Annotated in this window: 18 protein-coding genes; 8 read left to right on the top strand and 10 right to left on the bottom strand. The window is 45.1% G+C overall.

Translation table 11 applies throughout. The features are described 5' to 3' along the window. The first annotated feature begins 114 nt into the window (after positions 1 to 114). A complete protein-coding gene (locus tag QUA10_RS02050; RefSeq protein ID WP_333080881.1) occupies positions 115 to 1,146 on the top strand; it encodes a helix-hairpin-helix domain-containing protein in 1,032 nt (343 codons plus the stop codon). Positions 1,147 to 1,219: 73 nt separating this feature from the next. Continuing rightward, positions 1,220 to 2,164, top strand: a complete 945-nt coding sequence (locus QUA10_RS02045) for an FTR1 family protein (protein WP_333080882.1) — start codon at positions 1,220 to 1,222, stop codon at positions 2,162 to 2,164. Positions 2,165 to 2,277: 113 nt separating this feature from the next. Here QUA10_RS02045 and QUA10_RS02040 read toward each other — a convergent pair whose 3' ends face one another. The 6 genes from QUA10_RS02040 to QUA10_RS02015 form a co-directional block, all read right to left on the bottom strand. Further along, positions 2,278 to 2,757 carry a hypothetical protein gene (locus QUA10_RS02040; RefSeq protein WP_333080883.1) on the bottom strand — a complete coding sequence of 160 codons (480 nt, stop codon included), beginning with the start codon at positions 2,755 to 2,757 and terminating at the stop codon, positions 2,278 to 2,280. Positions 2,758 to 2,796: 39 nt separating this feature from the next. Beyond that, entirely contained in the window at positions 2,797 to 5,910 is a 3,114-nt protein-coding gene (locus tag QUA10_RS02035; RefSeq protein WP_333080884.1) for an efflux RND transporter permease subunit, read from the bottom strand. A gap of 90 nt (positions 5,911 to 6,000) precedes the next feature. After that, positions 6,001 to 7,947: an efflux RND transporter periplasmic adaptor subunit gene (locus QUA10_RS02030; protein WP_333080885.1), complete on the bottom strand. Its 1,947-nt coding sequence runs from the start codon at positions 7,945 to 7,947 to the stop codon at positions 6,001 to 6,003. Positions 7,948 to 8,149: 202 nt separating this feature from the next. After that, entirely contained in the window at positions 8,150 to 8,347 is a 198-nt protein-coding gene (locus tag QUA10_RS02025) for a hypothetical protein (protein ID WP_333080886.1), read from the bottom strand. Positions 8,348 to 8,514: 167 nt separating this feature from the next. Then, positions 8,515 to 8,652 carry a hypothetical protein gene (locus QUA10_RS02020; protein WP_333086157.1) on the bottom strand — a complete coding sequence of 46 codons (138 nt, stop codon included), beginning with the start codon at positions 8,650 to 8,652 and terminating at the stop codon, positions 8,515 to 8,517. Positions 8,653 to 8,695: 43 nt separating this feature from the next. After that, the gene (locus QUA10_RS02015; RefSeq protein WP_333080887.1) at positions 8,696 to 9,415 is read right to left on the bottom strand and encodes a DUF305 domain-containing protein; all 720 of its coding nucleotides are present in this window, start codon (positions 9,413 to 9,415) and stop codon (positions 8,696 to 8,698) included. Between the two features lie 319 nt (positions 9,416 to 9,734). Here QUA10_RS02015 and QUA10_RS02010 point away from each other — a divergent pair, with 319 nt between their 5' ends. From QUA10_RS02010 to gloA, 4 genes are all read left to right on the top strand, one after another. Beyond that, complete coding sequence (locus QUA10_RS02010; RefSeq protein ID WP_333080888.1) at positions 9,735 to 9,929, top strand: heavy-metal-associated domain-containing protein; 195 nt, start codon at positions 9,735 to 9,737, stop codon at positions 9,927 to 9,929. Positions 9,930 to 9,965: 36 nt separating this feature from the next. Beyond that, positions 9,966 to 12,221 carry a heavy metal translocating P-type ATPase gene (locus QUA10_RS02005; protein ID WP_333080889.1) on the top strand — a complete coding sequence of 752 codons (2,256 nt, stop codon included), beginning with the start codon at positions 9,966 to 9,968 and terminating at the stop codon, positions 12,219 to 12,221. Between the two features lie 19 nt (positions 12,222 to 12,240). Further along, positions 12,241 to 12,753 carry a cupredoxin domain-containing protein gene (locus tag QUA10_RS02000; RefSeq protein WP_333080891.1) on the top strand — a complete coding sequence of 171 codons (513 nt, stop codon included), beginning with the start codon at positions 12,241 to 12,243 and terminating at the stop codon, positions 12,751 to 12,753. A gap of 110 nt (positions 12,754 to 12,863) precedes the next feature. After that, a complete protein-coding gene (gloA, locus tag QUA10_RS01995) occupies positions 12,864 to 13,292 on the top strand; it encodes a lactoylglutathione lyase (RefSeq protein ID WP_333080892.1) in 429 nt (142 codons plus the stop codon). Between the two features lie 108 nt (positions 13,293 to 13,400). On the opposite strand, the gene QUA10_RS01990 is transcribed toward gloA, so the two are convergent. The 3 genes from QUA10_RS01990 to QUA10_RS01980 all read right to left on the bottom strand — a co-directional run bounded on the left by QUA10_RS01990 (position 13,401) and on the right by QUA10_RS01980 (position 17,519). Further along, entirely contained in the window at positions 13,401 to 15,176 is a 1,776-nt protein-coding gene (locus QUA10_RS01990; protein WP_333080894.1) for a hypothetical protein, read from the bottom strand. Between the two features lie 277 nt (positions 15,177 to 15,453). Continuing rightward, complete coding sequence (locus QUA10_RS01985) at positions 15,454 to 16,443, bottom strand: DUF459 domain-containing protein (RefSeq protein ID WP_333080895.1); 990 nt, start codon at positions 16,441 to 16,443, stop codon at positions 15,454 to 15,456. A 5-nt stretch (positions 16,444 to 16,448) separates the two neighbouring features. Further along, positions 16,449 to 17,519, bottom strand: a complete 1,071-nt coding sequence (locus tag QUA10_RS01980) for an MBOAT family O-acyltransferase (RefSeq protein ID WP_333086156.1) — start codon at positions 17,517 to 17,519, stop codon at positions 16,449 to 16,451. A 620-nt stretch (positions 17,520 to 18,139) separates the two neighbouring features. Here QUA10_RS01980 and QUA10_RS01975 point away from each other — a divergent pair. After that, entirely contained in the window at positions 18,140 to 21,091 is a 2,952-nt protein-coding gene (locus QUA10_RS01975) for an AAA family ATPase (RefSeq protein WP_333080897.1), read from the top strand. Between the two features lie 175 nt (positions 21,092 to 21,266). Here QUA10_RS01975 and QUA10_RS01970 read toward each other — a convergent pair whose 3' ends face one another. Continuing rightward, entirely contained in the window at positions 21,267 to 21,497 is a 231-nt protein-coding gene (locus QUA10_RS01970; protein WP_006634333.1) for a photosystem II protein, Psb35-related, read from the bottom strand. A 509-nt stretch (positions 21,498 to 22,006) separates the two neighbouring features. Here QUA10_RS01970 and treS point away from each other — a divergent pair. Beyond that, on the top strand, positions 22,007 to 25,387 hold the full coding sequence (gene treS / locus QUA10_RS01965; RefSeq protein WP_333086155.1) for a maltose alpha-D-glucosyltransferase: 3,381 nt from the start codon (positions 22,007 to 22,009) through the stop codon (positions 25,385 to 25,387). Positions 25,388 to 25,484 lie beyond the last annotated feature (97 nt).

The following is a 25,484-nucleotide window of genomic DNA, read 5'->3' as shown; positions in this document are numbered from 1 at the left end:
TTATTTGACAAGCTCGATCGCAAATAGGTAGAATGAATAGCTCACAAATAATTGAGAATTATTCTTAATAACTTGTGAGTCGAAAAGCACATAACGTAAAAATTAGCAACTGCCATGTTACAATCCTTTCGCTTATTACCGACCGCCACGGCTACAGCCATCCTCGTTGCTCTGGCTGGTTGCGCTTCCACCCCCACGGCCAGCAACACCGACAGCAGCGCCTCACCCGTTGCTACAGCCAGTCCCGCATCCACAAGCGGTCACAGCATGAACCACGGCGGCAAAGGCGGCATCAACATCAATACTGCCATTCTTTCAGAGTTAGATAAACTCGAAGCCAAGTTAGGAGTACCGGCACTTTCTAACAAAATTCAAGCCAGCCGCCCTTACGGAAAAGTCGAAGAATTGGTTTCAAAAAATGTCATTACTCAAGCCCAATTTGACCAAATCAAAGACTTGGTAACTATTGAAAATGTGGTGCTGACAGGCGAACCCAAAGATGTAGACTACATGACTAAACTTGGCTTGATGAAAGGGCATCTTATCGTAGCAAAAGAACTCTTGGATCAAGGCAAACCAGACCAGGCAGAACCGCACATCGGGCATCCAGTCGAAGAAATTTATGCCGATGTGGAAGATCAGCTAAACGATCGTAAAATTCCTGAATTTAAGACTACTTTAATTAAATTGCAGGATTTAGTTAAAGCGGGTGCAAAAGATCCGGCTCAAGTGAAGGCGGAATTTGACACATCAATGCAAGCAGTTGACAGAGCAATTGCCGCCCTTCCCGAAACGCAGCGCAAAGATCCGAAATTCGTGCTGCAAGTGATTAACGGCTTGCTAGATACAGCTAATTCCGAATACGGAGCCGCAGTTGCTAACGGCAAAATTTCCGCAATTATTGAATATCAAGATTCGCGGGGTTTTGTCATGTACGCGGAAATGCTGTACAAAGATATAGCCGAGCAAGTGGCTAAAACCAGCCCGGAAATTGACAAAGCAATTGTGGCTAACATGACAGAACTGAAGACAAATTGGCCAACGGCGATCGCACCGCCTGCCCCCGTCAAAACCACCGAACAAGTCAACCAGCTAGTTAAAACCATCGAAAGCGACAGCCAAAAAGTTCTCAAACCCGCCTCTTAAAAAAGTTAACTGAAACCACGGTAATTGGTAAAAAGATTACCAATTACCTCCCGATATTACCTCAAGTAAAAAAATGAATTTTGGCGAAGCATTGCCCACATTTGTAATTACTCTCCGCGAAGGAGTCGAAGCCGCCTTAGTTGTCGGAATCGTTCTCGCTTGTCTCAAAAAGTCGGGACAAAGTTATTTAAGTCCTTGGGTTTTCGGCGGTGTTGGCGTTGGACTGATTGCCAGCGCTTTGATAGGTATACTTTTCGGCTGGACTATTCAAATTTTGTCCGCATCCAATCAGCCTTTTGCACCGATTATGGAGTCGCTGCTAGAGGCAATCTTTGGGCTTGTGGCGATCGCAATGCTGAGTTGGATGCTGATTTGGATGACCAAGCAAGCGCGATTTATGAAAGCCGAAGTCGAAGGCGCTGTGAGTGCCGCCTTAACGCACAAATCTCATGCCGGTTGGGGCGTATTTAGTTTAGTTTTTATTGCCGTTTTGCGCGAAGGGTTTGAAACTGTTTTGTTTGTCGTCGCCAAGTTTCAACAAGGCATTATTCCAGCCCTCGGCGCTTTGGGAGGAATACTTTCAGCAGCCGGACTTGGTGTCCTGCTGTTTAAATGGGGAGTCAAAATTAATATCCGCCTGTTTTTCAAATATATGGGCATTTTATTGCTCTTCATTGTAGCGGGTTTAGTGGTATCTACTTTGGGATTATTTGACAGCGCGGTGAATATTTTATCGCAAGCAAATCGCGAGTCAGCAGGGATGTGTTTCTATTACGAAAGATTTACTAAAATCCACTCCTGCATTCTCGGGCCGATGGTGTGGAATACCTCGAAATTGCTTCCCGAAGAAAAGTTTCCCGGTTTGTTGTTGAGTGCGCTGTTTGGCTACACGGATAAGCTCTATGTCGTGCAGGCGATCGCCTATTTGGTATTTTTAGGTACTGTCGGTGGCATCTACTTCCAAAGTCTGGCAGGTAGAGTTTTCTTCCCATTCAAAAAAACTCAGGTAACGAAATAGGAAATTAAGTGCGATCGAAACGCGATCGGCTTTTTAGTGGAAATGCAGAAGGCAGTTGTTTGTTGCTAATAACTAATGCGCCCCTAACTTAGAGCGCATTAGTTATTAGCTATCTATTGATTGAAGGTAAAACGACCGTCAACTTTTTCTCCGTTAATATCCGCAGTCACTTTCACGGGATAACTTCCTGCATCTTTGCCGGGAAACACCACAGCGTAATGTTTGCCCTCAGCATCATACTTGAGAGCTAAGGTTTGCTGCTTTCCATTCGGCAACTGCACTTGAGCCGTCACTTTGGCGTTAGGAACTGGTTCCTTTTTCTCCCCTTTTTGCAAAAATAAATCTAAATGAGTTCCCGTAGCTTCTTTTTCCGGTACAAACTCTAAATAGTAAGCTCCCGACTTTACAACTTGCCCCCCTTGAGTTGCTGTTGCAGGAGCAGGGGCGGGAGGCGAAGACGCAGGTTGAGAGGCGACAGGAGGGGAGGCTGGAGTAGTATTTGGATCGCTTGCTTGGTCGCCTTTACTGCAACCTCCCAAAAACATCAATCCCACACTACCTAGAACAATTAAATTTGACTTAAGCGATTTCATTTGTTTGACTCCTTGCTGACTGACAATAATTAGAAAATATCACACATTAACTACCTTGCCGTCTTCAATAACTCGCTGAGGTTGTTTAGGTCGTAAAAAATGCCCAAATTGAGCATACAAAGCTGGCAAAACTAACAGAGTCAAGGCAGTAGAAGTAAATAACCCTCCTAAAACTACGACGGACAGCGGTTGCAAAATTTCCTTGCCCGCCCCACCTTCAAATACTAAAGGTGCTAAACCCAAAGCTGAAGTTAAAGCGGTCATCAGGATGGCGTTGAGCCGTTCCATCGAACCTTTAATAATTGCTTCCTTAAAAGGCAGTCCTTCAGCAAATTTAGTGTTGTAGTTGTCTACTAATAACAAGCCGTTACGGGTAGCAACGCCGAATAATGTGACAAAGCCAACCAGGGAAGCTACAGAGATGATGCCGCCCGTCAAAGCTACCGCAATTACTCCTCCCACTAAGCCGATAGGCAAATTAATCATAATCATAGCAGTTGAAGGAATTGACTTGACGGACAAGTACATCAATACTGTAATTACCAAAAAGGCGATCGCACTAAATATCATAATATTTTGCGAAGCTCTTTGCTCGGCTTCAAATTGACCACCGTACTGGATAAAATAGCCAAAAGGCAACTGCACCTCTCGTTTGACTTTAGCTTGAATTTCATTCACAACCGATCGCAAATCCCTACCTTTAGCATTAGCCGCCGCTACAATCAAGCGAGAAACATTCTCGCGGTTAATCGTATTGGGGCCCGTACCGTATTTAACAGTCGCAACTTGGGCGAGGGGAATCTTGTTACCGCTTGGAGTATCAACCAGCAAATTCTGAATAGTTTCTAAGTTATTTCGGGCTTCCGGCTGCAACCAAACAACTAAGTCAAAAGTTTGCTGCACTTCCAAAACTTGAGAAACAACCTTGCCGTTTAAAGCTGTCTCAATTATTTCAGAAAGCTCTCCGATTTTTAAACCGTATCTACCCGCAGCTTGACGGTTAAACTTAATTTGAATTTGTTGCACTGGCACCTGCGGTTCTAGTTGCAAATCCACAATGCCTTCCACTGTTTTCATTTGCTCTTCAACTTTGGCACCGATGCTGCGAAGCTGATCCAAATCCGGGCCAAAGATTTTGACAGCAATCTGACTCCTGACACCAGATAAAACCTCATCCATCCGGTGAGAAATAAAACCGCCGATATTTGGTGCAACTCCCGGCAATTTACCAAACTCCTGCCGCAGCGACTCCAAAGTTTTCGGCCTGTTTTTCATGCCCTCCTCGCTCAAACCGATATCAATGTGAGCTAAATTAACTCCCGCAGCATCAGCATCACCCGGAGCTCTGCCCGATCGCACTTGCACGTATTGAAACCTGGTATCATCCTGAAGTGCATCTTCAATAGCAAAAGCCGCGCTATCTGTTGTCTCCAAAGACACCCCCGGATAAAGCATAATAGTATTCACCAAAGTTTGCTCCTGAAACTCCGGCAAAAACACCCGCCCAAAAGATGGCAAAAAAATTAATGCAGCCACTATACTAGCAGCAGCAAAAGCTAAAATAATCGCCGAATAACGCATTGAAATTCTGATACAATAATGATAAATATGCTTGCAAAATCTCGGCAACCAAGGTTCTTTACCATTCATACGTTTGGTAGGCAACAAAATAGCGCAAAGGGCCGGAGATATTAACAGCGATTCCAGACTAGAAATCACAACAACTACCAAATAAGTAATCCCCATCGGCGTAAAAATTCGACCTTCTACACCGGGCAAAGTAAAAATAGGAGAAAACACCACAATGCCAATAACAGTCGCTCCAATTAACGAATCGCGCACCTCCTGACTGCCATCAAAAATCACATCCATCACCGGGCGCGGATGCAGAGAAGACGTATTTTCTCTCAAATTGCGGTAGGTATTTTCGGCATAGACGATCGCATCGTCGATCGCAGTACCGATCGCCACCGACAAACCCCCCAAAGTCATCGTATTTAATCCCAGCCCCAGCCAATACATTGCCAGCAGCGCCAACAGCCAAGTTAGGAAGAAATCCAGCAAAACAACCGCCAGAGTGCGCCAATTCATCAAAAACGGGATGAGAATCAGCGTGACGATAATGCTGCCTTCAACTAAAGCCGATCGCACATTCTCCACCGAGGAATTAATATATTCTTCCTGTCGAAAAGTCACAGTAACTTTAATATCTTTGGGCAGAGCTTGCTGCACCTCAGCCATTGCTGTCTCAACCGCTTTCGTTACCGTCGGAGTATCAGCAACTGGCTGTCTGTTTACCATCACAATCACAGCTTTTTTGCCGTTAAAACTGCCATCGCCCCGCTTGATAGCAGCCCCAATCTTGACATCAGCTACATCAGAAATTCGGACAGGTGTTCCGTGGCGAGAGCCGATCGCCGATTGCTGCAAATCTTCCAGAGACTCAATCCGCCCCACCCCCCGGATTAAAGTTTCTCGATCCGGCGTAATTAAATACCCCCCAGGCGCGTTAACATTCGCAGCCGCCGCCGCTTCAGCAACTTGCTGCAAAGACACATTAAAAGCTTTCAATTTGGCAGGTTCTACTAATACTTGATACTGCCTTTCTTCCCCGCCATAAGCCACCACTTGAGCAACGCCAGTCACTGCCAAAAGCCGATTTGTGACTTGCCAATCAACTAGACGGCGCACTTCCATCAAAGGAGTAGTTTCCGAGGTAAAAGCATAGGTAATAACAGTGCCCACAGGAGAAGTTGTGGGAGAAATTTGTGGTATTTCTACTCCAGCCGGGAGTTTGCTTTGCGCTTGTTGCAACCGTTCTGTTATCAATTGGCGCGCTTGATAAATTTCAGTTCCCCAATCAAAGATTACCTTAACCACAGAAAGGCCCACAGCCGAAGACGATCGCACTGCTGTCACCCCAGGAGTTCCATTAATCGCACTTTCGATCGGTAGTGTTACCAAAGACTCGATTTCTTCTGGCGCGAGTCCCGGTGCTTCCGTCTGAATTTCGACTTGCGGGGGTGCAAAAGGAGGGAAGACATCAAGCGACATTTTGGGGATGATAGAAAATGTCCACAGACTAACAATAATCGTGGCGACAACGACTAGCCAGCGACGGTTAATTACCCATCTCAGAATTGTGCTGAACATTTAATAATTTGGGAATTGGGAATTGGGAATTGGGCATTGGGCCTTGATAAAAACAGCTCTCCATGTATCCGTGACTTTCGTGTCGTGCTGTTACTTTAAACTCTTGACTTCTGTCTCTTGAGTTTTAACGTGATGGTTGTTATTGTTTAACAGCAATTCCTCGTCCCAGGTCGATGTAGAGGCGGAAAAACCATTATTTGCAGCATTGTTTCCAGAATCCGCTGCTATTGCTGGCAATTTGCGGCGATTTCCCCACAACACGCCGGCTGTGAAAGTCAGGGATGCGATCGCCACTCCTCCCCCTATTCCCGCCCACCATAAAGACACGGGTAAATTATTAAAATTAATTTCTGTTACCTTTGGAGTTGCGTCTTTCTTTGCCTCGTCTTTTGAGGGCTTGCTGTCCCCCCGCAAAGATTGTGCGTAAAGTTGAGGTGCTCGCTGCGTTACTATCAAATCTCCCTCGAATAAACCCCTCTTCACTTCAACTAAATCTCCGGCCGTTTGACCCAGTTCAATTTCAACAGCTTGATAAGCATTACCATTTTGGAGGTAAACGGTTTTTTTCCCGCTAACATCCACTACCGCCGCACTCGGAATTGCTAAAATATTTGTTGTAGTTTTGTCGGTTAAAATCTCCAACTCCGCAAACAATCCTGGCTTTAATTCACCGTTAATATTATCTAGTTCTGCTTTCACCGGCACCACCCGCGTTTCTCCTGACACGGATGACCCAATTAAGGCGATTTTTCCCTTGAAAGTGCGATCGGGTAAATTAGCGACATTTACTCTGACTTCCTGACCCTTTTTTACTTGATTCAGGTCTTTTTCGTAAATATTGGCTGTGGCAAAAACGCGGCTGTCATTTAACAGACTCATCAACGGTTTTTCTGCGTCTACTGACTCTCCTGGGGTGATTTCGCGATCGGCTACCGTCCCCGAAATCGGAGCCACTACGGTAACGAGTCCTCGATCGTTGGCAGCAGTTCCTAATTGTTGCAGCCGCGCTTGATAGGCTGCGTCAGCCAAGCGAATACGCGACTGAGCGACTTCGACGGCAGTTTTGCCGCGTTTGAGTTGGTTCTCGGCTTCTAGGACTTCCCGGCGGCTCTGAGCTCTGGTAAGTTGAGCTTTTGCTTCTGCTACTCTGCCTTGAGATTCCCGCAATTCCCGCATCGGCAGGTCTACTTCGGCTTGTTTAATTTCGGTTTGGGCTTTGATAACTTCAGGACGGCTTTTTGCCTTAGCAACAGCGGCTTTTGCTTCTGCGAAGTGGGCTTGCGATTCCAGCATTGTGCGCCGCGCGATCGCTCCTGATGCCGCTAATTCTTTGTCGCGATCGAACTGTTCTTTAGCAACAGTTAATTCTGTTTCTGCCCGCGCTATTTCTGCTTGCGCTATTTCAACTTGACGCTGATAGTTTTCTTGAGCGGCTTGCACCACGGAACGATTATTTACTAATTCTTGTTCTTGCTGGTACTGCTTAGTTACCGCTGTCAATTGGGTTTGGGCTTGGGCGATTTCTGCTGCGGATATTTGACTTTGGCGATCGTAATTTTCTCGTGCTAGTTTTAGATCGCCTTCCGCTTGCTGCAAATCTGCCTCAGCTTCCGCACGTTTCGAGAGAGATTCAACCCGCAATTGTCCTAATTCTGAACTCGATAAAACCGCAATTGGTTGACCTTTTGATACTTTGTCCCCAGGCTTAACCAGCAACTCTACTACTTTCCCAGCAACAGGAGCCGTAACTTCTACTTTTTCGTTGGGTAAAGTTTCAATTTGTCCTGTGGTTTTGATGCCGATATCTAGTCGCTGGCGAGCGGCAGGGGAGACTTTAATTCCTAATCGTTTTGCTGTTTCGGCATCCACAGAAATAGCAGCAGGAGTTTCCGTTGTTTCGCCGCTATGGTGAAATTCATTTCCGTGACCAGCGTGGGCAAAAACAGCGGCAGGAGAACTTAGCAAAATTAGGCTGAACAAACTTCCCGAAAAGCTGCTAATAATTGCTGGACATTGAGCATATTTGTGGAATATCATCGTTGGCATTTTCCTTGAAATCAGGTTGAGTGCCACAGGTTTAGCAGTTGGTATTGTGCCAAGGTAAGTAAGTGATACCCATTAAGTAAAGTTACTTATTAGCATTTTCCAAGAAGCGACCGCTAAGCAATGACCAAGAGCTAGAAATGCTCTACTCAACCTAGTATTTCACGGTCAAATGAAATTAGGATGAAATTTCGCATCAGCAGCCCAGATGCCCACCAGATTCTAAAATACGAAGATAAGTTTCACCTAATGACAAGCGATTGGGCTGTATATTTTTTTCCGGTTTTTTAATCTCTGCTCGCGCTTCAATTTCGTTTGTCAATGCGCTCACTAGATCATCTACGGCTGTATTTGATTTATAAGTGGTGTTTAATTCCAAGCTATTCAATATCATAAACTACCCTCTCTATCTATATAGCTTTTTGCTGACCTATCTACTACTTTAGAGGTAGAGTCAATCCAGTGTCTACAGTATTCTTACGTAATTTTCTACTACTTTAGAGGTAGGACGGTTCAATTATCTACAGTATGTGTAGGTACTCTCAGGAAACTGAGGTGGAGTCAGACAAATGCTGACAGCCACAGTCGAGCTACATTACTTTGTCTACCAAGGTTGTCGCCACTTTTTCCTTTGCTCAATTTCTTGCTTTTGTGAAGCAAGTATTTTCGGAACTCTTGAGCTACTGTGATTAATGTCACTCATTTTGGGGATTTATGTCACCTTTTGTTTAGGGTAGCTAAATTACTGTTTGTACCAAGCTTGCCGCCACTGTTTCATTTGCTCAATTTCTTGCTTTTGCGAAGTCAGAATTTCTTGAGACAATTTCTTCATTTCCGGGCGTTTTGACTTCTTCAAAGCATCTTCAGCCATCACTAAAGCTCCTTCGTGGTGAGGAATCATCGCATTGATAAATCGCAAGTCAAATTGGTCGTCAGCGGCCCCTAAATCCATGCTCATCATCATGCTTTGCATTTGTTCAGGAGTCATTGCCATCATGTGACCCATTGGAGCGTGATAAGCCATCGGCGTACTGCTGGCTTTGGGATACCAAGTTTTTCGCCACTCTTTCATTTGATTTATTTCGCGGTTTTGAGCAGCAATTATATCAGTGGCAAGTTTTTTCATTTCCGGGCGTTTGGATTTGTTAAGCACCTCTTTTGCCATGTTTACAGCACCTTGATGGTGTACAGTCATCCCATCAATAAACCGCAAATCGTAGTCGGCATCAGCAGGGCCTAAATCCATTGACATATCGTGATTCATGCCATGATTCATGCCACCCATGCCACCGCCTTGTACCACGTCTTGCTGGTTGTTTGCTTCGGTTGCAGCGGTAACATTTGGGGCGGGAGTTTTACTGGAAGGGGCTTTGGAACAAGCTGCAAGCACTCCACTGGTTACAACGGCTGTGGCGGTCAACATCAGCGCTGCAAAGCCTGTTTTCAATGAAATTGGTTTCATAGAGCTTATATCCTTAAAACGGTCATTTATCTTCAGCTTTTCACCTATAAATGAAATTAGGATGAAATTTTTTAGTGGGAATTGTAAAAAATTATTGCTGTGCCCTCGATCGCACTCAAAGTTAAGATTTACAGGACTCACAACCTAATTATGTAGGGTACACAGTGCGCGCCTTACCCCTAGGGGTAGCGTGTCAAACCAGTTTTTTCATAATTCCTGATTTATTTTGCAATTCCCCTTGACTCTCCTGTGTACTGGAGACTTTACAATAGAGTTAATTCATTGATTGAGCAGAGTAGTTTCTGCTGAGGTTCAAATTATGACTTTACAGCTAAAAGTGCCTAAGATGGCTTGTTCTGCTTGTGCGACTACAATCACAAAAGCAGTCCAAGCCATTGACTCAGCCTCAACCGTTGAGGCGGATCTCAAGACAAAATTGGTCACGATTCAAACCGCTAAGTCCGAAAGTGAAGTGAGGAAAGCGATCGCATCGGCGGGCTATCCAACTCTTTAAAGACAAAAGGTAAATGTCTCATTGAGGATGGCATCTATGGACAATCTGACTCTTAAATTGCGGGGCATGAGTTGTGCTTCTTGTGCTTCATCTATCGAACAAGCAATTCAATCTGTTCCCGGCGTAATTGACTGTCGTGTCAATTTTGGGATGGAACAAGCAACCATCCAATACGACTCCAAGCAAACCAATTTAGAAACAATTCAATCAGCGGTTGATGATGCGGGATACCAAGCTTTACCGCTTCAAGAAATGGCGGCGACAGAGGATGATTCCGAACAAGCCGATCGCAAATCTGAATTTCAAACCTTGCAGCGGAAACTCTGGACAGCAGGTATCATCAGCATCCTGCTAGTTGTGGGCGCTATTCCAGCGATGACCGGCTTGCATCTGCCATTTATTCCCGCATGGCTGCACGATTTTTGGCTGCAATTAGTCCTAACATCACCCGTACAATTTTGGTGTGGCAAATCGTTTTATGTAGGAGCTTGGAAATCTTTCAAACGGCGGGTGGCGACAATGGATACCTTGATTGCCTTGGGAACGAGTGCTGCTTACTTTTATTCTGTATTTGTGACATTTTTTCCCGGTTTCTTGACAGCCCAAGGTTTGACTCCTAGCGTTTACTATGAAGTAGCAGCCAGCGTTATCGCCTTAATTTTGTTGGGAAAAACCCTAGAAAATCGGGCGAAGGGAGAGACTTCCGAAGCCATTCGGAAACTCATGGGTTTGCAAGCAAAAACTGCTCGGATAATTCGCAACGGGGAAGAGTTGGAAGTGCCGATCGCCCAAGTGGAAATTGGCGATGTCGTGCAGGTGCGGCCGGGAGAGCAAATCCCCGTAGATGGAGAGGTAATTGAAGGCTATTCCACAGTAGACGAAGCAATGGTTACGGGAGAAAGTTTGCCTGTCAAAAAGCAACTTGGCGACGAAGTTATCGGAGCCACAATCAACAAAACTGGCAGCTTCAAGTTTCGGGCGACAAGAGTTGGCAAAGATACATTTTTAGCTCAAATTGTCAAGATGGTGCAGGATGCACAGGGTTCAAAAGCACCGATTCAAAAGTTAGCAGACCAAGTTACTGGTTGGTTTGTTCCTGTAGTAATTGCCGTCGCTTTAGCTACTTTTATTATCTGGTTTAACACGACCGGAAACTTCACTCTAGCGACCGTGACAATGGTGGGAGTCTTGATTATTGCTTGTCCCTGCGCTTTGGGTTTAGCGACTCCGACTGCTGTGATGGTTGGCACGGGTAAAGGTGCAGAAAACGGAATTTTAATTAAAGGAGCGGAGAGTTTAGAATTGGCTCACAAAATCCAAATCATTGTGTTAGATAAAACAGGAACTCTTACTGAAGGTAAGCCGACTGTAACTGATTTTGTGACAATTAAAGGAACGGAGAATAGCAATGAGTTAAAGTTGCTGCAATTGGCGGCGTCTGTCGAGCGAAATTCGGAGCATCCTTTGGGGGAAGCTGTTGTTAGATACGCTCAATCTCAAGAGGTAAATTTGACGGATGTTAAGGATTTTGAGGCGATCGCCGGGAGTGGTGTTCGCGGAGTTGTAGCCGGAAAGTCGATCGCCCTGGGAACGCTGAGGTGGATGCAGGAACTAGGCTGCGATACTGAATATCTGGAACTGCGCGGGAGAGCTTTGGAAGCTGCGAGCAAAACGGTTGTTTGGATGGCTGTAGAAGGCAAAATAGAGGCAATTCTGGGCATTGCTGATGCTCTCAAACCGTCGTCAGCGCAGGCGGTGAAAGCGCTTCAAAAACTCGGTTTGGAGGTGGCGATGCTGACGGGGGACAACCGCGCGACTGCGGAGGCGATCGCCCAATCCGTGGGCATTACTCGCGTTTTTGCCGAAGTTAGACCCGACCAAAAAGCAGCTCAAATCCAAGCCCTGCAACGGGGAAGAAAAATTGTCGCGATGGTGGGAGACGGGATTAACGATGCACCGGCTTTGGCCTTAGCAGACGTGGGAATTGCGATCGGCACCGGCACCGATGTGGCGATCGCAGCCAGTGACATTACCTTAATTTCAGGAGATTTGCAAGGCATAGTTACAGCAATTAAACTTTCCCGCGCCACCATGCGGAACATCCGGGAAAATTTATTTTTTGCGTTTATTTACAACATCGCTGGAATACCGATCGCGGCGGGCATTTTGTTCCCTATTTTCGGCTGGCTGCTCAATCCAATTATCGCCGGTGCAGCAATGGCTTTCAGTTCAGTCTCTGTAGTTACTAATGCTTTGCGATTGCGGAATTTTAAAGCCAAATCTAGTGCATAAATTGGGAGAAATTAGAAAAATGTTACAGCCTAGTCAAATTTGGGGAAGTCTCGCGAGTTTAGGACTTGTGATGGGAATGGCATCGGGAGTTCAAGCTTCCGAAATGTCCGTCCCGCATTCTACTTCAACGACTCAATTCCGCAGCATTGAACAGCCACTAGGTTTAAAAGTTGGCATCACAATAGGTGGTTTGACATTAATTGGTTTGGAATTGTGGTGGTTTTTGTTCAGTAAAGCTAAAGGGCAGCAAGCTGAATATATTCAGGGGATACAAGAGTTGATTATTACTGTAGACGGGGGTTATGAGCCTGCCACTGTAGTTGTGAAAGCAGGTCAATTAGTCAGGCTCAATTTCTTAAGGCGCGACCCCAACAGTTGTCTTGAAAAAGTGGTGTTACCAGATTTTCACATTGTGCGAGAATTACCTCTAAATCAGGTAATGGCTGTTGAATTCACCCCTCAACAACCTGGACGATACCTATTTACTTGCGGCATGAATATGTTTAGGGGTGTGGTGGAAGTACAAAGATAAATCAAATAGACAGTTGTCAACCTGTGGCAATTGCGACGGTTGAGGCGCGAGTTTTTTCAGCAAGAAATCGCTAAAATAGATGAAAGCTTAAAAAATTTGGAGTGAGCTAAATGCAACTACTACACACGATGCTCCGAGTCGGCAACCTGGAAGAGTCCCTCAAATTTTACACTGAGGTTCTGGGCATGAAATTGCTGCGGCAAAAGGACTATCCAGACGGTAAATTTACTCTGGCTTTTGTGGGCTACGGCGATGAATCCGACACTACAGTTTTGGAATTAACATACAACTGGGGCGTCACAGAGTACAATTTGGGGGATGCTTACGGTCATATTGCGATCGGCGTTGACGACATTTACGGTACTTGCGAAGAAATTAAAGCCCGCAGCGGTAAAGTTATTCGGGAACCCGGCCCGATGAAGCACGGTTCAACTGTCATCGCTTTTGTGCAAGATCCAGATGGATATAAAGTTGAATTAATTCAACTGGAAAATCAAGGTAGCAACACCCAGAAAGTAGCAGCAACAACCGCATCTTAACTTTCTTAAGAGGGGGAAGGGGAAGGAAAAACTATCTTCCCTCTTCCGTTTTCCTTTGGACAACAGTCGTACCCACAACTGTCAACTGTCAACTGTCAACTGAAACTTTTAATTCGATCGCACCGACGGGACAAACTGCTGCAAATAAATTTTTTGCCACAATATAGAAAAACTGCTCCCTATTTGGCTTAAGCTATCAAATTTTGGAATTAATTTAGATTCTCGGCGCTGGTCTAAAGCAGCGATCCCAGAAAAAAATACAGATAATACTAACAAAAATACTACTATCACACTAAATAAAATAGTCCAATAAACTAGAAATTCGCTTGTGTAGCTGACCGCGAATATCCACTTAATCACTAAATCCGATAAATACAAAAACAGCCCTACTGAAAACCCCACCCTGAATAATAGCCACGTCCACCTAAACATATCTGTTGCCGTCTTGCTATTTTTGGACACAGAAAGTTCTAACTCTCTAATTTGGCTGTTAATATTTGAGGTGATTTCATACAAAGTATACTGCAAAGCATCTCTGATATAATTGAGTTCATTGTCCAGGTTTATGCACTGCTCGGATGTACTTTTATCCAAGCTCAGGTTTTGGATTTGTTTGCGGTGCGCCGCCAGTTTATTGTCTAGAGTGTAATCCCATTTTTCCAGCCGATCTACAGTCAAATACAAAAGTTCCCTATTAGCATCTAACAAGCTCTGGCAATTTATGATTGACTTAACTAACTTGCTCAGATTGTTGATATGCTCCTCTAAAGTATTTTGGGATTCCCTTTGTTTAGCTGACAATAAACTTGCGAGTTCGACATCCCGATCGCCACACAGCGACAAAGCCTCACCATACAAGTCGTCAATTTCCATTTTACCGAAATACAGTGACGCTTTGTACTCTTCTATTTCGGGAAGAGTCAGACATTCTAAGGGCTGATATTTTACATTAAATTGATATACCAGCGCTGTCATAATCTGCGCCGATTTTCGGTCTAGCTTATCTTTGTAAGGTTCTAAAATAATTGTAGCTAGATTTTTGACTTTCGCTTCCGGGTGGTGCAGGAACTCAAAAATTTTGGCAAGTATTTTAGAGAATTCCCAGTCATTAAAATTATTTTCTGCAACTTCCAAAAAGTTTGTTACCGCTGCATCGTTTTCAGCATTCAATTTGTACGGGCCCGTAAGTGCGATCGCAGCAAATACTCGATCGATCCAAAACAGATATTCTTCGCAATCCATTGGCAGAATGGGCAGCAGCCAGCTAGGGCCGTACACCCAAAAATCGAGACAATTCTCATATTCCTTGTGGCTGTCATGTCTGCTGCTGTCACCTAAAGCAAATTTGTTGCTTGCTAATAGTTGAATTTGCTCTTCTACAACCCGTCGCTCAATTTCCTCTGCATTGATTGTGGAATTGACAGCACCTTCCTTGCCTTGCCCTTGCCCTGCTTCATCCAACCAAATTGACTTAATACTAACAGCCGCAGACCACCGAATTAAAGGAGTCGCTCCCCCTCGCGCTTCCTGTTCTAACGCCGCCAGCAGATTTTTGCTAAAATCACTTGCTCTAGCTGCTTTCTCACTTGATATCAGCCCCTCTCGCACCTTCCCCAATGCCTGAATTGCCAAAGCGCGAAACAGCAAATTCGGATGCGGTTTTCTGACGGATATGGGTATATTTTCTCTGAATATTCCGCTGTTGGGTACGCCCAAAACTTCAGCAAAAGGCTCGATGCCGCACTGTTGCAGGAATTTTTCAACTAGGTTTATTCTTTGCCAAGGTTGAGTATATTTAGTGAGAAGGAAGATTAGTGCTGTGCCGCTGCACCCCCTTGACTCAGGGATGTTAGTGCGATCGAGTTTCCACAGATTGCTCGTCATAATTTGTCGCGATGACAATTACTATATCTTGACGCTGTTGTTTGATGCTCAATTCAACTTTATATCTACTGCTGCTTTTTGTCAATATTAGTCCTGAACGTATAGGCAATTATAAACCAGGTTTCACAAGTAAATTTATTATAAGTCAAGCCGATATTTTCCCTATAAACCTAGTTGACCAAGACTAATGTGAGTCCCGAACTAAAATATATTATTTTGCAATAATCGGTCAAATGTCCAAACTTTAGGTTTGGCTACGAAACCCAACCTACTATACTCATTTCTTTGTCGGCTCTTTTAAGATTTTGTCGCTCGCCATTTGATCAACGATTAAGTCGCTGATAATTTGAGCTCCGTGGGAGGTAAAGTGCAAGCCGTCATTACTTTTTACATAGCCTCGCTTACCGGATTTATTAGCCACTACAGGAACAAATTTTCCGGCTTGTCCAAATGTCTCCCAAGTAGAAATAAATTCGATTTTGGATGAAGATTTGCTCGCAGTTTTATAAATCGCGTTCATGATGGGAAAAGCTTTGAGATACGAAGATTTGTTAGGCATCGATTGACCGACCCAATAAACTTTTCTCACAGATGACGAATCGAGTAAATTGGCATATCTTTCAACTCTTTCTTGATAAGCTTTTTGCCATTCTTTGGTCATGACAGCCCAGGCTTTTCCTTGATAATCAATGATATTTTGACGGTCATTGGTTCCAAACAAAACTATCACTACATCCGGCTGGTAATTATTAATAATTTGGCGAGTTCTGGCATACCAGTCATAATAATCTATCCGATTTAATCCAGTCGACACCTTGTAGTCAATTTTCGTATCGGCGAGATTGTATTTTTTCTTAAGAGTGTACTGGAGTTGAATTCCTAAGTCGAACATTACGGAATCTCCAATAAATAAAAATCTGCGATAAGGCCTGGTCAGTTTGGGTTTAGCTGGGGTTGGTTTTTTAGCTGGGGTTGGTTTTTTAGCATTAGCAGGCTTTGGGGGTTTAAAGGCCGCTTTTATTTCGGTTGGGACAGGAGGAAGTTCTGGTTCTTTGGGGAGACTATCGAAGTTAATATCTTTAATTTTGCTCCAAAAATCTTGTTCTGATTTTCGGAAACCGTCTATTTCGATCAGGCGCGCGGCTTGTTTAATTTCTGCACTGGCGAAAGGAGTTGAAGCGAAGCTTTTCAGAAATAATGATAAGTTTGAAAATATTAAAGTGAGAATTACAGAAGTAACAATCAACAAAAATTCCCGGTCTTTCATATTTCTTAAAAATTAAAGTAAATAAAAGGCGGAACGGTACTCGGCCCCAACATCAAGATAGTATACACGAGCAGTGAAACTAAGACAACCCGAAAGAAAATGTTTTTTACTGACAATACGGTTTGCAGTAGTTGGGAGATGCGATCGCCCCACAAGTTGATCGCGCCAATAACTGCAATTACTAAATACAATTGCCAAAAGTTAAATTGAAAAGTGGCTACAGCAGGATTGACAATTCCTTCAAAAAAACTCACCGCAGTTTCCCAGTTGGGAGTGCCGAAAAATACCCAACTACAAGTAACAAAACTAAATGTTAGCAGCCAACTGCAAAATCTAGCAAATCTGGGAAAGGCATAGTCTAATTTAAAGTGGATAGCTTGGGGGATATCTTTACATAAATGGTTGACAATTAATCCTAAACCGTGAATTGCTCCCCAGAAAATAAAGTTTAAACCGGCGCCGTGCCACAATCCGCCGATCGCCATTGTCATCAGTAAATTTAGGTACTTCCTCAACTTGCCGTATTTGTTGCCGCCCAAGGAAAAGTAAAGGTAATCCCTCAGCCACTCGGAAAGACTGATGTGCCACCTTTTCCAAAATTCTTGCAGACTGAGCGATCGGTATGGCATATTAAAGTTGGCAATGGGTTTGAAACCCAGCAAACAGGAGATGCCGTTGGCTAAATCTGAATAGCCGCTGAAATCTACGTAAATTAAACAGGAATAGGAAATTGCCGCGAGGATTAAATCGATGCTGCTGTACTGCTGGGGGACTTTGAATGGCAAGTCAGTGAAGTTAAACAAAAAGCTGGATAAAGTATATTTTTTAAACAGTCCCGACAAAATCAAAATTATAACTTCTTCAATTTGATAGTCGTATTTTTTCGGTGAATTTAGCTGCAAGTAAAATTCGCGAGCTCGCGAGATTGGCCCGGAGGCAATTTGCGGAAAGTAGGTAATGTAGGCGGCATAGTCAATAAATTTTGGACAGGGTATTTTTTGCTGGTAGCAGTCGATTAAATGAGAAATCATTCTAAAAGTATAGAAAGACACGCCGACGGGGGCGATTATTTGCAAAACTGGAAAGTTGGCTGGAATTTTTAGCTGGTTCAGGATCTCAAATAAGGAAGTTACAAAGAAGTTGCAATATTTAAAGATGCCGAGATAGCCAATGTTGAAAATTAGACCGGAGATTAAAGCAAATTTTTTATACTTACTCTTGCAGAGAACCCGGAGAATGATATAATTGTAGACTGTAGAGAAAATGAGGAGCAAGAGAAAGTCAAAACTCCAAAACGAATAAAATAATAAACTCGCAACTAACAAGACAATTTTATACAAATCGACTTGGGGTTTCACAGAGACGATCAGGCTAAAAATAATGAGGAAAAAAACTAGAAATTGGTAAGTGGGAAATAGCATAAGTCTCAGCCGATAAAAAATCTTGTTTCTGGCAATATTTTTATAAGTACGGCTAGCGAACCTATCCCCAAGGGTATCGCCAGAGTCGGTCTGAGCGCACCAAATTTCGGGGTGGATTGCGGAGTGTAAGCTTTTGCAACAGGTCAATTAGGCCACAACTTCCGCCTTAGTTAACCGCACTCATAAATTCATAATCCTGTTTAAAGATTATGATGGTTGTGAGACGATGTATTAACGGATAACAACAGGAATCCCCTTGATTGCGAGGAACCAACGTGCAGCCAACAGACCCTAGCAAATTTACAGATCAAGCCTGGGAAGCCATTGTGAAATCCCAGGATGTAGCCCGCCGCTTTGCCAATCAGCAGCTAGAGGTTGAACATTTAGCCATCGCCCTTCTCGAACAGCAAGGCCAGGCCAACAGCATTCTCAGCAAAGCTGGAGTCGATGCCGCCCGCTTTGCCCAGCAGTTAGATGCTTTTGCCAAACGACAGCCCAGAGTTGCCAACGCTGACCAACTATACCTCGGTCGCGGCTTAGAAGTTATGTTAGATGTTGCCGAGGCCACCAGGGCGACTTGGCAAGATAATTTTATCGCCGTTGAACATTTATTAATTGGCTTAGTAGAAGACGAACGAGTCGGCCGCAGGTTGCTGACAAAAGGCGACGGCCCGCCGGGCCGCCCCGGTTACGATCGCAAACCCCCAGCCGGTACGCTCGATCGACCAAAACTCGAAGAAGCAATCAAATCTTTCCGCGCCACTGCTAAAGCCCAAGAAAAAAATTCCGAAACAGGGAAAGGCAGCCGCAGCAGCGCTAAAGCCCAAGATCAAGATGGCGAAGCTAACTCCGACGCCCTCAGCAAGTATGGCCGCGATTTGACAGAAGCCGCCAAAGCCGGCAAACTCGACCCAGTAATCGGCCGCGACGAGGAAATCCGCCGCGTGGTACAAGTTCTTTCTCGCCGTCAAAAAAACAATCCGGTGTTAATTGGCGATCCCGGAGTCGGAAAAACTGCGATCGCCGAAGGTTTAGCCCAGCGAATTGTCAACGGCGACGTACCGGAATCTTTGAAAAATCGCCAGCTATTCAGCCTCGACATGGGCAGTTTAATTGCTGGGGCAAAATTCCGGGGCGAATTTGAAGAACGATTGCGGTCTGTTCTGCGGGAAGTCATTGATTCCGACGGGCAAATTGTCCTATTTATTGACGAATTGCACACGGTTGTCGGAACTGGCGGCGGTGGCAGTTCCGGTTCGGGAATGGATGCGGGAAATTTGTTAAAACCAATGTTGGCGAGAGGCGAATTGCGCTGCATCGGCGCTACAACTCTCGACGAATTCCGCAAGAATATTGAAAAAGATCCTGCACTAGAACGCCGCTTTCAACAAGTATTTGTCGGCGAGCCCAGCGTGGAAGATACTGTTTCGATTTTGCGCGGATTGAAAGACCGTTACGAACGCCACCACGGGGTAAAAATTACTGATTCTGCCCTGGTAGCTGCTGCAACTCTGTCTTTTCGCTATATTTCCGATCGATTTTTGCCGGACAAGGCGATCGACCTGGTAGATGAAGCGGCCGCCCACTTGAAAATGGAGATTACCTCTAAACCTGTGGAATTGGAAGGAATCGACCGCCGGGTGATGCAGTTGGAAATGGAAAAATTGTCGATCGAAGGCGAAGGAAAAGGTGCTCTAGCCCCTGGGCTCGGCTTCCGCGTCGAACGCATCACATCTGAGATTGACATTTTAAAAGTCAAGCAGGAAAAATTGTCCTCTCAGTGGTTGGGCGAAAAGCAGTTGTTGGATGCAATCAATAAATTGAAAGCAGAAGAAGACCAATTGCGAGTGCAAATTGAACAAGCAGAAAGGGCTTACGATTTGAATAAAGCCGCACAGTTAAAGTACGGCAAATTGGAAACTGCGGTGCGTGATCGCGAAGCGAAAGAAGCGGAACTTTTGAAACAGCAAGCTCAAGGTTCTTCCCTGCTGCGCGAAAAAGTTACTGAGGGCGACATTGCGGAAATTGTCGCTAAATGGACGGGCATTCCGGTTAACCGGTTGTTAGAATCCGAACGCCAAAAATTGCTGCAATTGGAAAAACACTTGCACCAAAAAGTCATCGGTCAAGAGGAAGCTGTAACAGCCGTGGCAGCGGCAATTCGGCGCGCTAGGGCGGGGATGAAAGACCCCGGAAGGCCGATCGGCTCTTTCTTGTTTATGGGCCCCACAGGTGTCGGCAAAACTGAGTTAGCGCGGGCGTTGGCGGAGTTTTTGTTTGACAGCGATGATGCGATCGTCCGCATCGATATGTCGGAATACATGGAGAAGCACAGCGTTTCCCGGTTGGTAGGAGCTCCTCCCGGATATGTCGGTTACGACGAAGGCGGACAACTTTCCGAAGCAGTGCGGAGACATCCTTATTCGGTAGTGCTGTTTGACGAAGTGGAAAAAGCGCACCCCGACGTATTTAACATTTTGCTGCAAGTGTTGGATGACGGCAGAATTACCGATTCTCAAGGTCGAGTGGTTGACTTTAGAAATACCGTAATTGTGATGACTAGCAATATCGGCAGCGACCACATTTTAGACGTGTTTACTAAGAAGGAAAAAACCGTCAAAAAACCTGCTAGCCGGAAGCAGGAAACGAAAGATTTGTCAAGTCAAAAGACAGATTATAAAGTGGCTGCCGATGGTACTGTTGAGGTGTCGGCCCAGCGAGTTGATGTTGATACTGTAACTAAGAGTGAAAACAAGACTGAAAACAAGAGTGAAAATGAAAATTTATTGACTCAAGACCGGGAGACAGACCAAGAGTACGAACAGATGTTAAAACGGGTGATGACAGCGCTGCGATCGCACTTCCGGCCCGAATTTCTCAATCGGGTGGACGAGATAATTTTGTTCCACACTTTGAGCAAGGTCGAATTGCGGCAAATTGTCAGCATTCAAGTCAAGCGGATCGAGCGTTTGTTGGCCGAGCAAAAAATTACTTTGGAACTGTCCGATGCGGCGAAAAACCATATCACAGATGTCGGTTACGACCCGGTTTACGGCGCTCGTCCATTGAAACGCGCTATCCAGCGGGAGTTGGAAAACCCGCTGGCTAACAAGATTCTGGAAAATGCGTTTGTGGAGGGCGATACAATTGCGATCGACTGCGAAAATAACACTTTGCAGTTTCGCAAAAAAGAGTCTCGTCCGGCGCTAGTAGGTAATAGTTTGTAGTTGCCGAATAGTTTGGAACAGGCAAGATGCCTGTTCCACAAACGATCAATTTTCTTGTGGAACAGGCATCCTGCCTGTTATTGAAAATTAGGAACAGGCAAGATGCTTGTTCCACAAACGATCAATTTTCTTGTGGAACAGGCATCTTGCCTGTTATTAAAAATGGTGAAAAATGTCAAGAATTAGACATGGTGCGGCTGCCATAGGCATCCATGCTGTAGGCGGGAACGCGAACGCGGTAATCAATTTCTGTTCCCGTCACTGATTTTGCCAGTTGTTCAAAAGATTCATCGTTCCAATTCCGCTCGTGGATGGGCTTTGACTGTTCGCCCAGGAAATATGCTTGAGTGCCAATTACTGAGGCCGCGACCCAACCGACGATTAAAAGAGCGATTACAATAGTCATTTTTGCTTTTTCCTTAACTTTTGTTGCTTTATGTAAACTAATGTAACGAATATTATTAATAAACGTCAAGGTAGTGTAATGTCGTGGCAACCGTCCGGCAGGTAGTAAATACCGCACCTAATCCTGAGTCTGTAGGGTGCGCTTAGTGTCAACAAGGGCTCGATTCCCCCTAGCCCCCCTTAATAAGGGGGGAACAAGAGTGTTCTCAAAGTCCCCCTTATCAAGGGGGATTTAGGGGGATCTAGACGGGGCTAGCTTGGTAGGGTGTGCACCGCGCATATGTACCCGGATTGTGAACTGTATCCGAAATAGCAAAACAGATTTTTGAGATTTTATAGTTAAGAAATTATAAGTTTTGCGTTAATAAATTACGATTAAAAGTCTGCCGCTGGCATGAGGAATTGCGGTCAAATTATGAGTTATGATTTATCGGTTTGGATGGGAACTAACAAATCCCAATTACCAAATTTTAAGTACAAATTACTAATTACCAATCATCGCTACAAATCATGCCCAACTCAATGTTAAATGACGACCCCTTGTGGTTCAAAGACGCGATTATTTACGAAGTACCAGTTCGGGCTTTTGCCGACAGCAATGCAGACGGGATCGGCGACTTTAGAGGACTGACAGAAAAACTGGATTACCTGCAAAACTTGGGAGTAACAGCAATTTGGGTACTTCCATTTTTTCCTTCACCGCTCCGAGACGACGGCTACGATACATCTCACTATACTACGGTCAACCCGATTTACGGCACATTAGAGGACTTTAAAGACCTTTTAGAAGCAGCGCACCAACGGGGAATTAGGGTCATTATTGAGTTAATTGTTAACCACACTTCCGACCAGCACGCTTGGTTTCAGCGAGCGCGTCGCGCCCCGAAAGGCAGTAACGAAAGAGATTTTTATGTGTGGAGTGACACGCCAGAAAAATATCAAGATGCTCGGATTATTTTCCAAGATTTTGAAACATCTAATTGGGCTTGGGATGCGGTAGCAAAAGCTTATTACTGGCACCGTTTTTATTCCCACCAACCAGATTTGAATTACGACAATCCCGCCGTCCGCCAAGCCATTTTAGATGTAGTAGATTTCTGGTTGGCACTGGGAGTAGACGGACTGCGAATGGATGCGGTGCCTTACCTGTACGAGCGCGAAGGTACTAACTGCGAAAACCTGCCCGAAACTCACCTATTCCTGAAGCAATTGCGGCAGCACGTAGATGAGAAATTCCCGAACCGGATGCTGCTGGCTGAGGCGAATCAGTGGCCGGAGGATGCGGTTGAATATTACGCTAATGGGGATGAATGTCACATGAACTTTCATTTTCCGCTGATGCCGCGTTTATTTATGGCTTTGCATATGGAAGATAGCTTCCCAATTAGCGACATTCTCCAGCAAACTCCACATATTCCCAATAATTGTCAGTGGGCATTATTTTTGCGGAATCATGATGAATTGACGCTGGAAATGGTGAGTGATGAAGACCGAGATTATATGTATCGGGTTTATGCTCAAGACACTCAGGCGAGAATTAATTTGGGCATCCGCCGCCGCTTGGCTCCTTTGATGGGAAATAACCGCCGCCGCATTGAGTTGATGAATGCTTTGCTGCTGTCTCTTCCGGGTACGCCGGTGCTTTACTACGGCGATGAAATTGGCATGGGAGACAATATCTATTTGGGCGATCGCAACGGGGTGAGAACTCCTATGCAGTGGAGTGGCGATCGCAATGCCGGTTTTAGCCGCGCGAACCCGCAGCGCCTGTACGCACCGCCAATTGTTGACCCTGAATATCACTACGAATCTGTTAACGTGGACGCGCAGCGGGCGAATCCGAGTTCTCTTTGGTGGTGGATGAAACGCCTGATTGCAATTAGGCAGCGCTTCCAAGCATTCGGCCGCGGAACTTGCGAGTTTCTGTACCCGGAAAACCGCAAAGTTTTAGCTTTTGTACGCACTTATCAAGACGAACACATCCTCGTAGTGGCTAATTTGTCACGCTTCGTCCAGACGGCAGAATTAGACCTGGCGCCTTTTAAAGGTGCTGTTCCGGTGGAGATTTTCGGTCGCACGGAGTTTCCTGCTGTTGGCGATTCGCCTTACTTTTTGAGTTTGAGTCCTCACACGTTTTACTGGTTTACTCTTACTGTTAAACACGAAGATTTTTCGCTGCACGGTGTTCCCACAGACTTGCCTACTTTGGCGGTCATAGGTAATTGGAAAACTGCTTTTGCTACAAGTCAGTTAAGCGATATGCTGCTTAATCTTTTGCCGGGATACTTGCGGCGTAATCGCTGGTTTAGCGGTTCTGATAGGACAATTCAATCTTTAGAAATAAGTGAGGTTGTACCGATTGAATGTAAAGATAGCGCGGGAGAGGAATCTCAAGTTTACATTCTGTTTTTGCGGTTGAATTATACTGAAGGTATGCCGGAAACTTACGTTTTGCCTTTAGGGTGGGAAGAGATTAAAGGCGATGTGGACGATCGGGCGATCGCGCGCCTGCACTTCCCAGAAACCAAAAAGGAAATCGGGGTACTATTTGATGCTGCTGGGGAGAAAGGTTTTCTGAGCGCGCTGCTGGGGGCGATCGGCAATTCTCGCAGTTACAGAGGTGTTGCAGGTCAACTGCTAGGAATTGCCGACAGTGCATTCAAATCAGAAGAAGAGTTAGCGCAGCTCGAACCTCACCTGTTCAAAAAAGAACAAAGCAATACATCCGCAGGTTACGGCGACCGCTTCGTCCTGAAAATATTGCGAAAAATCGAGGAAGGAATCAACCCCGAATTAGAAATAGGACGCTTTTTAACAGAGCGCAACTCGATCCAACACTATGCTCCAATTGCCGGAGCATTGGAATATCACACACCAGCAAAACAAGTCCTTACAGTCGGAATCCTACAAAAATTAATCCCCGACAGCGTAGATGCTTGGTCTTATACATTAGACACACTGCGCGACTATTTCGAGCAAGTAATGACAGTAGAAGCAAAGCATTCTGGCGAGAATTTATCTACTGCCCCGGAAAATTATTTGCCGAACGCTTTGACCGGACAAACCCAGCGACAGCCAAACTCGCTAGTAGCGGATTTATCCCTAGAAATTCCGCCATTAGCTCGCGAACTCATCGGCTCTTACTTAGCATCAGCCGAACTTTTAGGTCAACGGACAGCCGAACTTCACCTCGCTTTAGCGTCTGACGCAGAAAATCCCGCTTTTGCCCCAGAAAGCTTCACCTCCTTTTACCAGCGTTCCATCTATCAACACATGAGAAATCTGGCGGGAAGAACTTTGCTGGATCTGAAAAAACGGCTGTCCAAACTGCCGCCAGAAATACAAAAATCGGCGCAAAAGCTCCTCAATCGCGAAGATTTGCTCATGGAACGTTTCAAGTCTATTTTGAACTTGAGAATCACCGCCGATAGAATTCGCTGTCACGGGGACTTTCATTTCGGGCAAGTTCTTTATACAGGTAAAGACTTCGTAATTATTGATTTCGGAGGAGAACGCGATCGACCCTTAAGCGAGCGGCGGATGAAGAGGTCGCCCCTGCGAGATGTTGCAGGAATGCTGCAATCTATAAGTTACGCTGTTACTTTGGCACTCCGCAATGAAGTAGAAAGCGGCATGATTCGCCCTGAAAATCTCCCGGAGATGCAGCAGTGGGCGAACGTTTGGCACCGCTGGGTCAGCCTAACTTTTGTCAAGAGTTATTTGGCGACTGCAGCCGATGCAAGTTTCTTGCCCAAATCTATACCGGAACTACAAGTTTTGCTGGATGCTTACATTTTGGAAAAAGCGGTTGCCGAGCTAGCCTACGAACTCAATTACCGCTTAGATTTCGCGGAAATTCCGCTTCAGCGGATTCTACAATTGCTGAATTAATAAGGGCGGGTTTATCTATACTCGTTAGGGTGCGTGGCTTTTTAGTTCCTCAATTAACAGCGAGATGCTAGAAAGTCACGCACCTTATATCAATTCC

This window comes from Microcoleus sp. Pol8_D6, assembly GCF_036700965.1.
In the GTDB taxonomy this organism is placed as follows: domain Bacteria; phylum Cyanobacteriota; class Cyanobacteriia; order Cyanobacteriales; family Microcoleaceae; genus Microcoleus.
Note: the sequence above shows the minus strand (reverse complement) of the source record. Positions and strands in the feature narration are given on the sequence as shown.

Coding starts and splice junctions, on each gene's coding strand:
- treS (WP_333086155.1), top strand. CDS start 22,007: ATGCCCAACTCAATGTTAAATGACGACCCCTTGTGGTTCAAAGACGCG.
- QUA10_RS01970 (WP_006634333.1), bottom strand. CDS start 21,497: ATGACTATTGTAATCGCTCTTTTAATCGTCGGTTGGGTCGCGGCCTCA.
- QUA10_RS02050 (WP_333080881.1), top strand. CDS start 115: ATGTTACAATCCTTTCGCTTATTACCGACCGCCACGGCTACAGCCATC.
- gloA (WP_333080892.1), top strand. CDS start 12,864: ATGCAACTACTACACACGATGCTCCGAGTCGGCAACCTGGAAGAGTCC.
- QUA10_RS02015 (WP_333080887.1), bottom strand. CDS start 9,415: ATGAAACCAATTTCATTGAAAACAGGCTTTGCAGCGCTGATGTTGACC.
- QUA10_RS01990 (WP_333080894.1), bottom strand. CDS start 15,176: ATGACGAGCAATCTGTGGAAACTCGATCGCACTAACATCCCTGAGTCA.
- QUA10_RS02010 (WP_333080888.1), top strand. CDS start 9,735: ATGACTTTACAGCTAAAAGTGCCTAAGATGGCTTGTTCTGCTTGTGCG.
- QUA10_RS02035 (WP_333080884.1), bottom strand. CDS start 5,910: ATGTTCAGCACAATTCTGAGATGGGTAATTAACCGTCGCTGGCTAGTC.
- QUA10_RS02005 (WP_333080889.1), top strand. CDS start 9,966: ATGGACAATCTGACTCTTAAATTGCGGGGCATGAGTTGTGCTTCTTGT.
- QUA10_RS02045 (WP_333080882.1), top strand. CDS start 1,220: ATGAATTTTGGCGAAGCATTGCCCACATTTGTAATTACTCTCCGCGAA.
- QUA10_RS02025 (WP_333080886.1), bottom strand. CDS start 8,347: ATGATATTGAATAGCTTGGAATTAAACACCACTTATAAATCAAATACA.
- QUA10_RS01985 (WP_333080895.1), bottom strand. CDS start 16,443: ATGAAAGACCGGGAATTTTTGTTGATTGTTACTTCTGTAATTCTCACT.
- QUA10_RS02030 (WP_333080885.1), bottom strand. CDS start 7,947: ATGATATTCCACAAATATGCTCAATGTCCAGCAATTATTAGCAGCTTT.
- QUA10_RS02040 (WP_333080883.1), bottom strand. CDS start 2,757: ATGAAATCGCTTAAGTCAAATTTAATTGTTCTAGGTAGTGTGGGATTG.
- QUA10_RS02000 (WP_333080891.1), top strand. CDS start 12,241: ATGTTACAGCCTAGTCAAATTTGGGGAAGTCTCGCGAGTTTAGGACTT.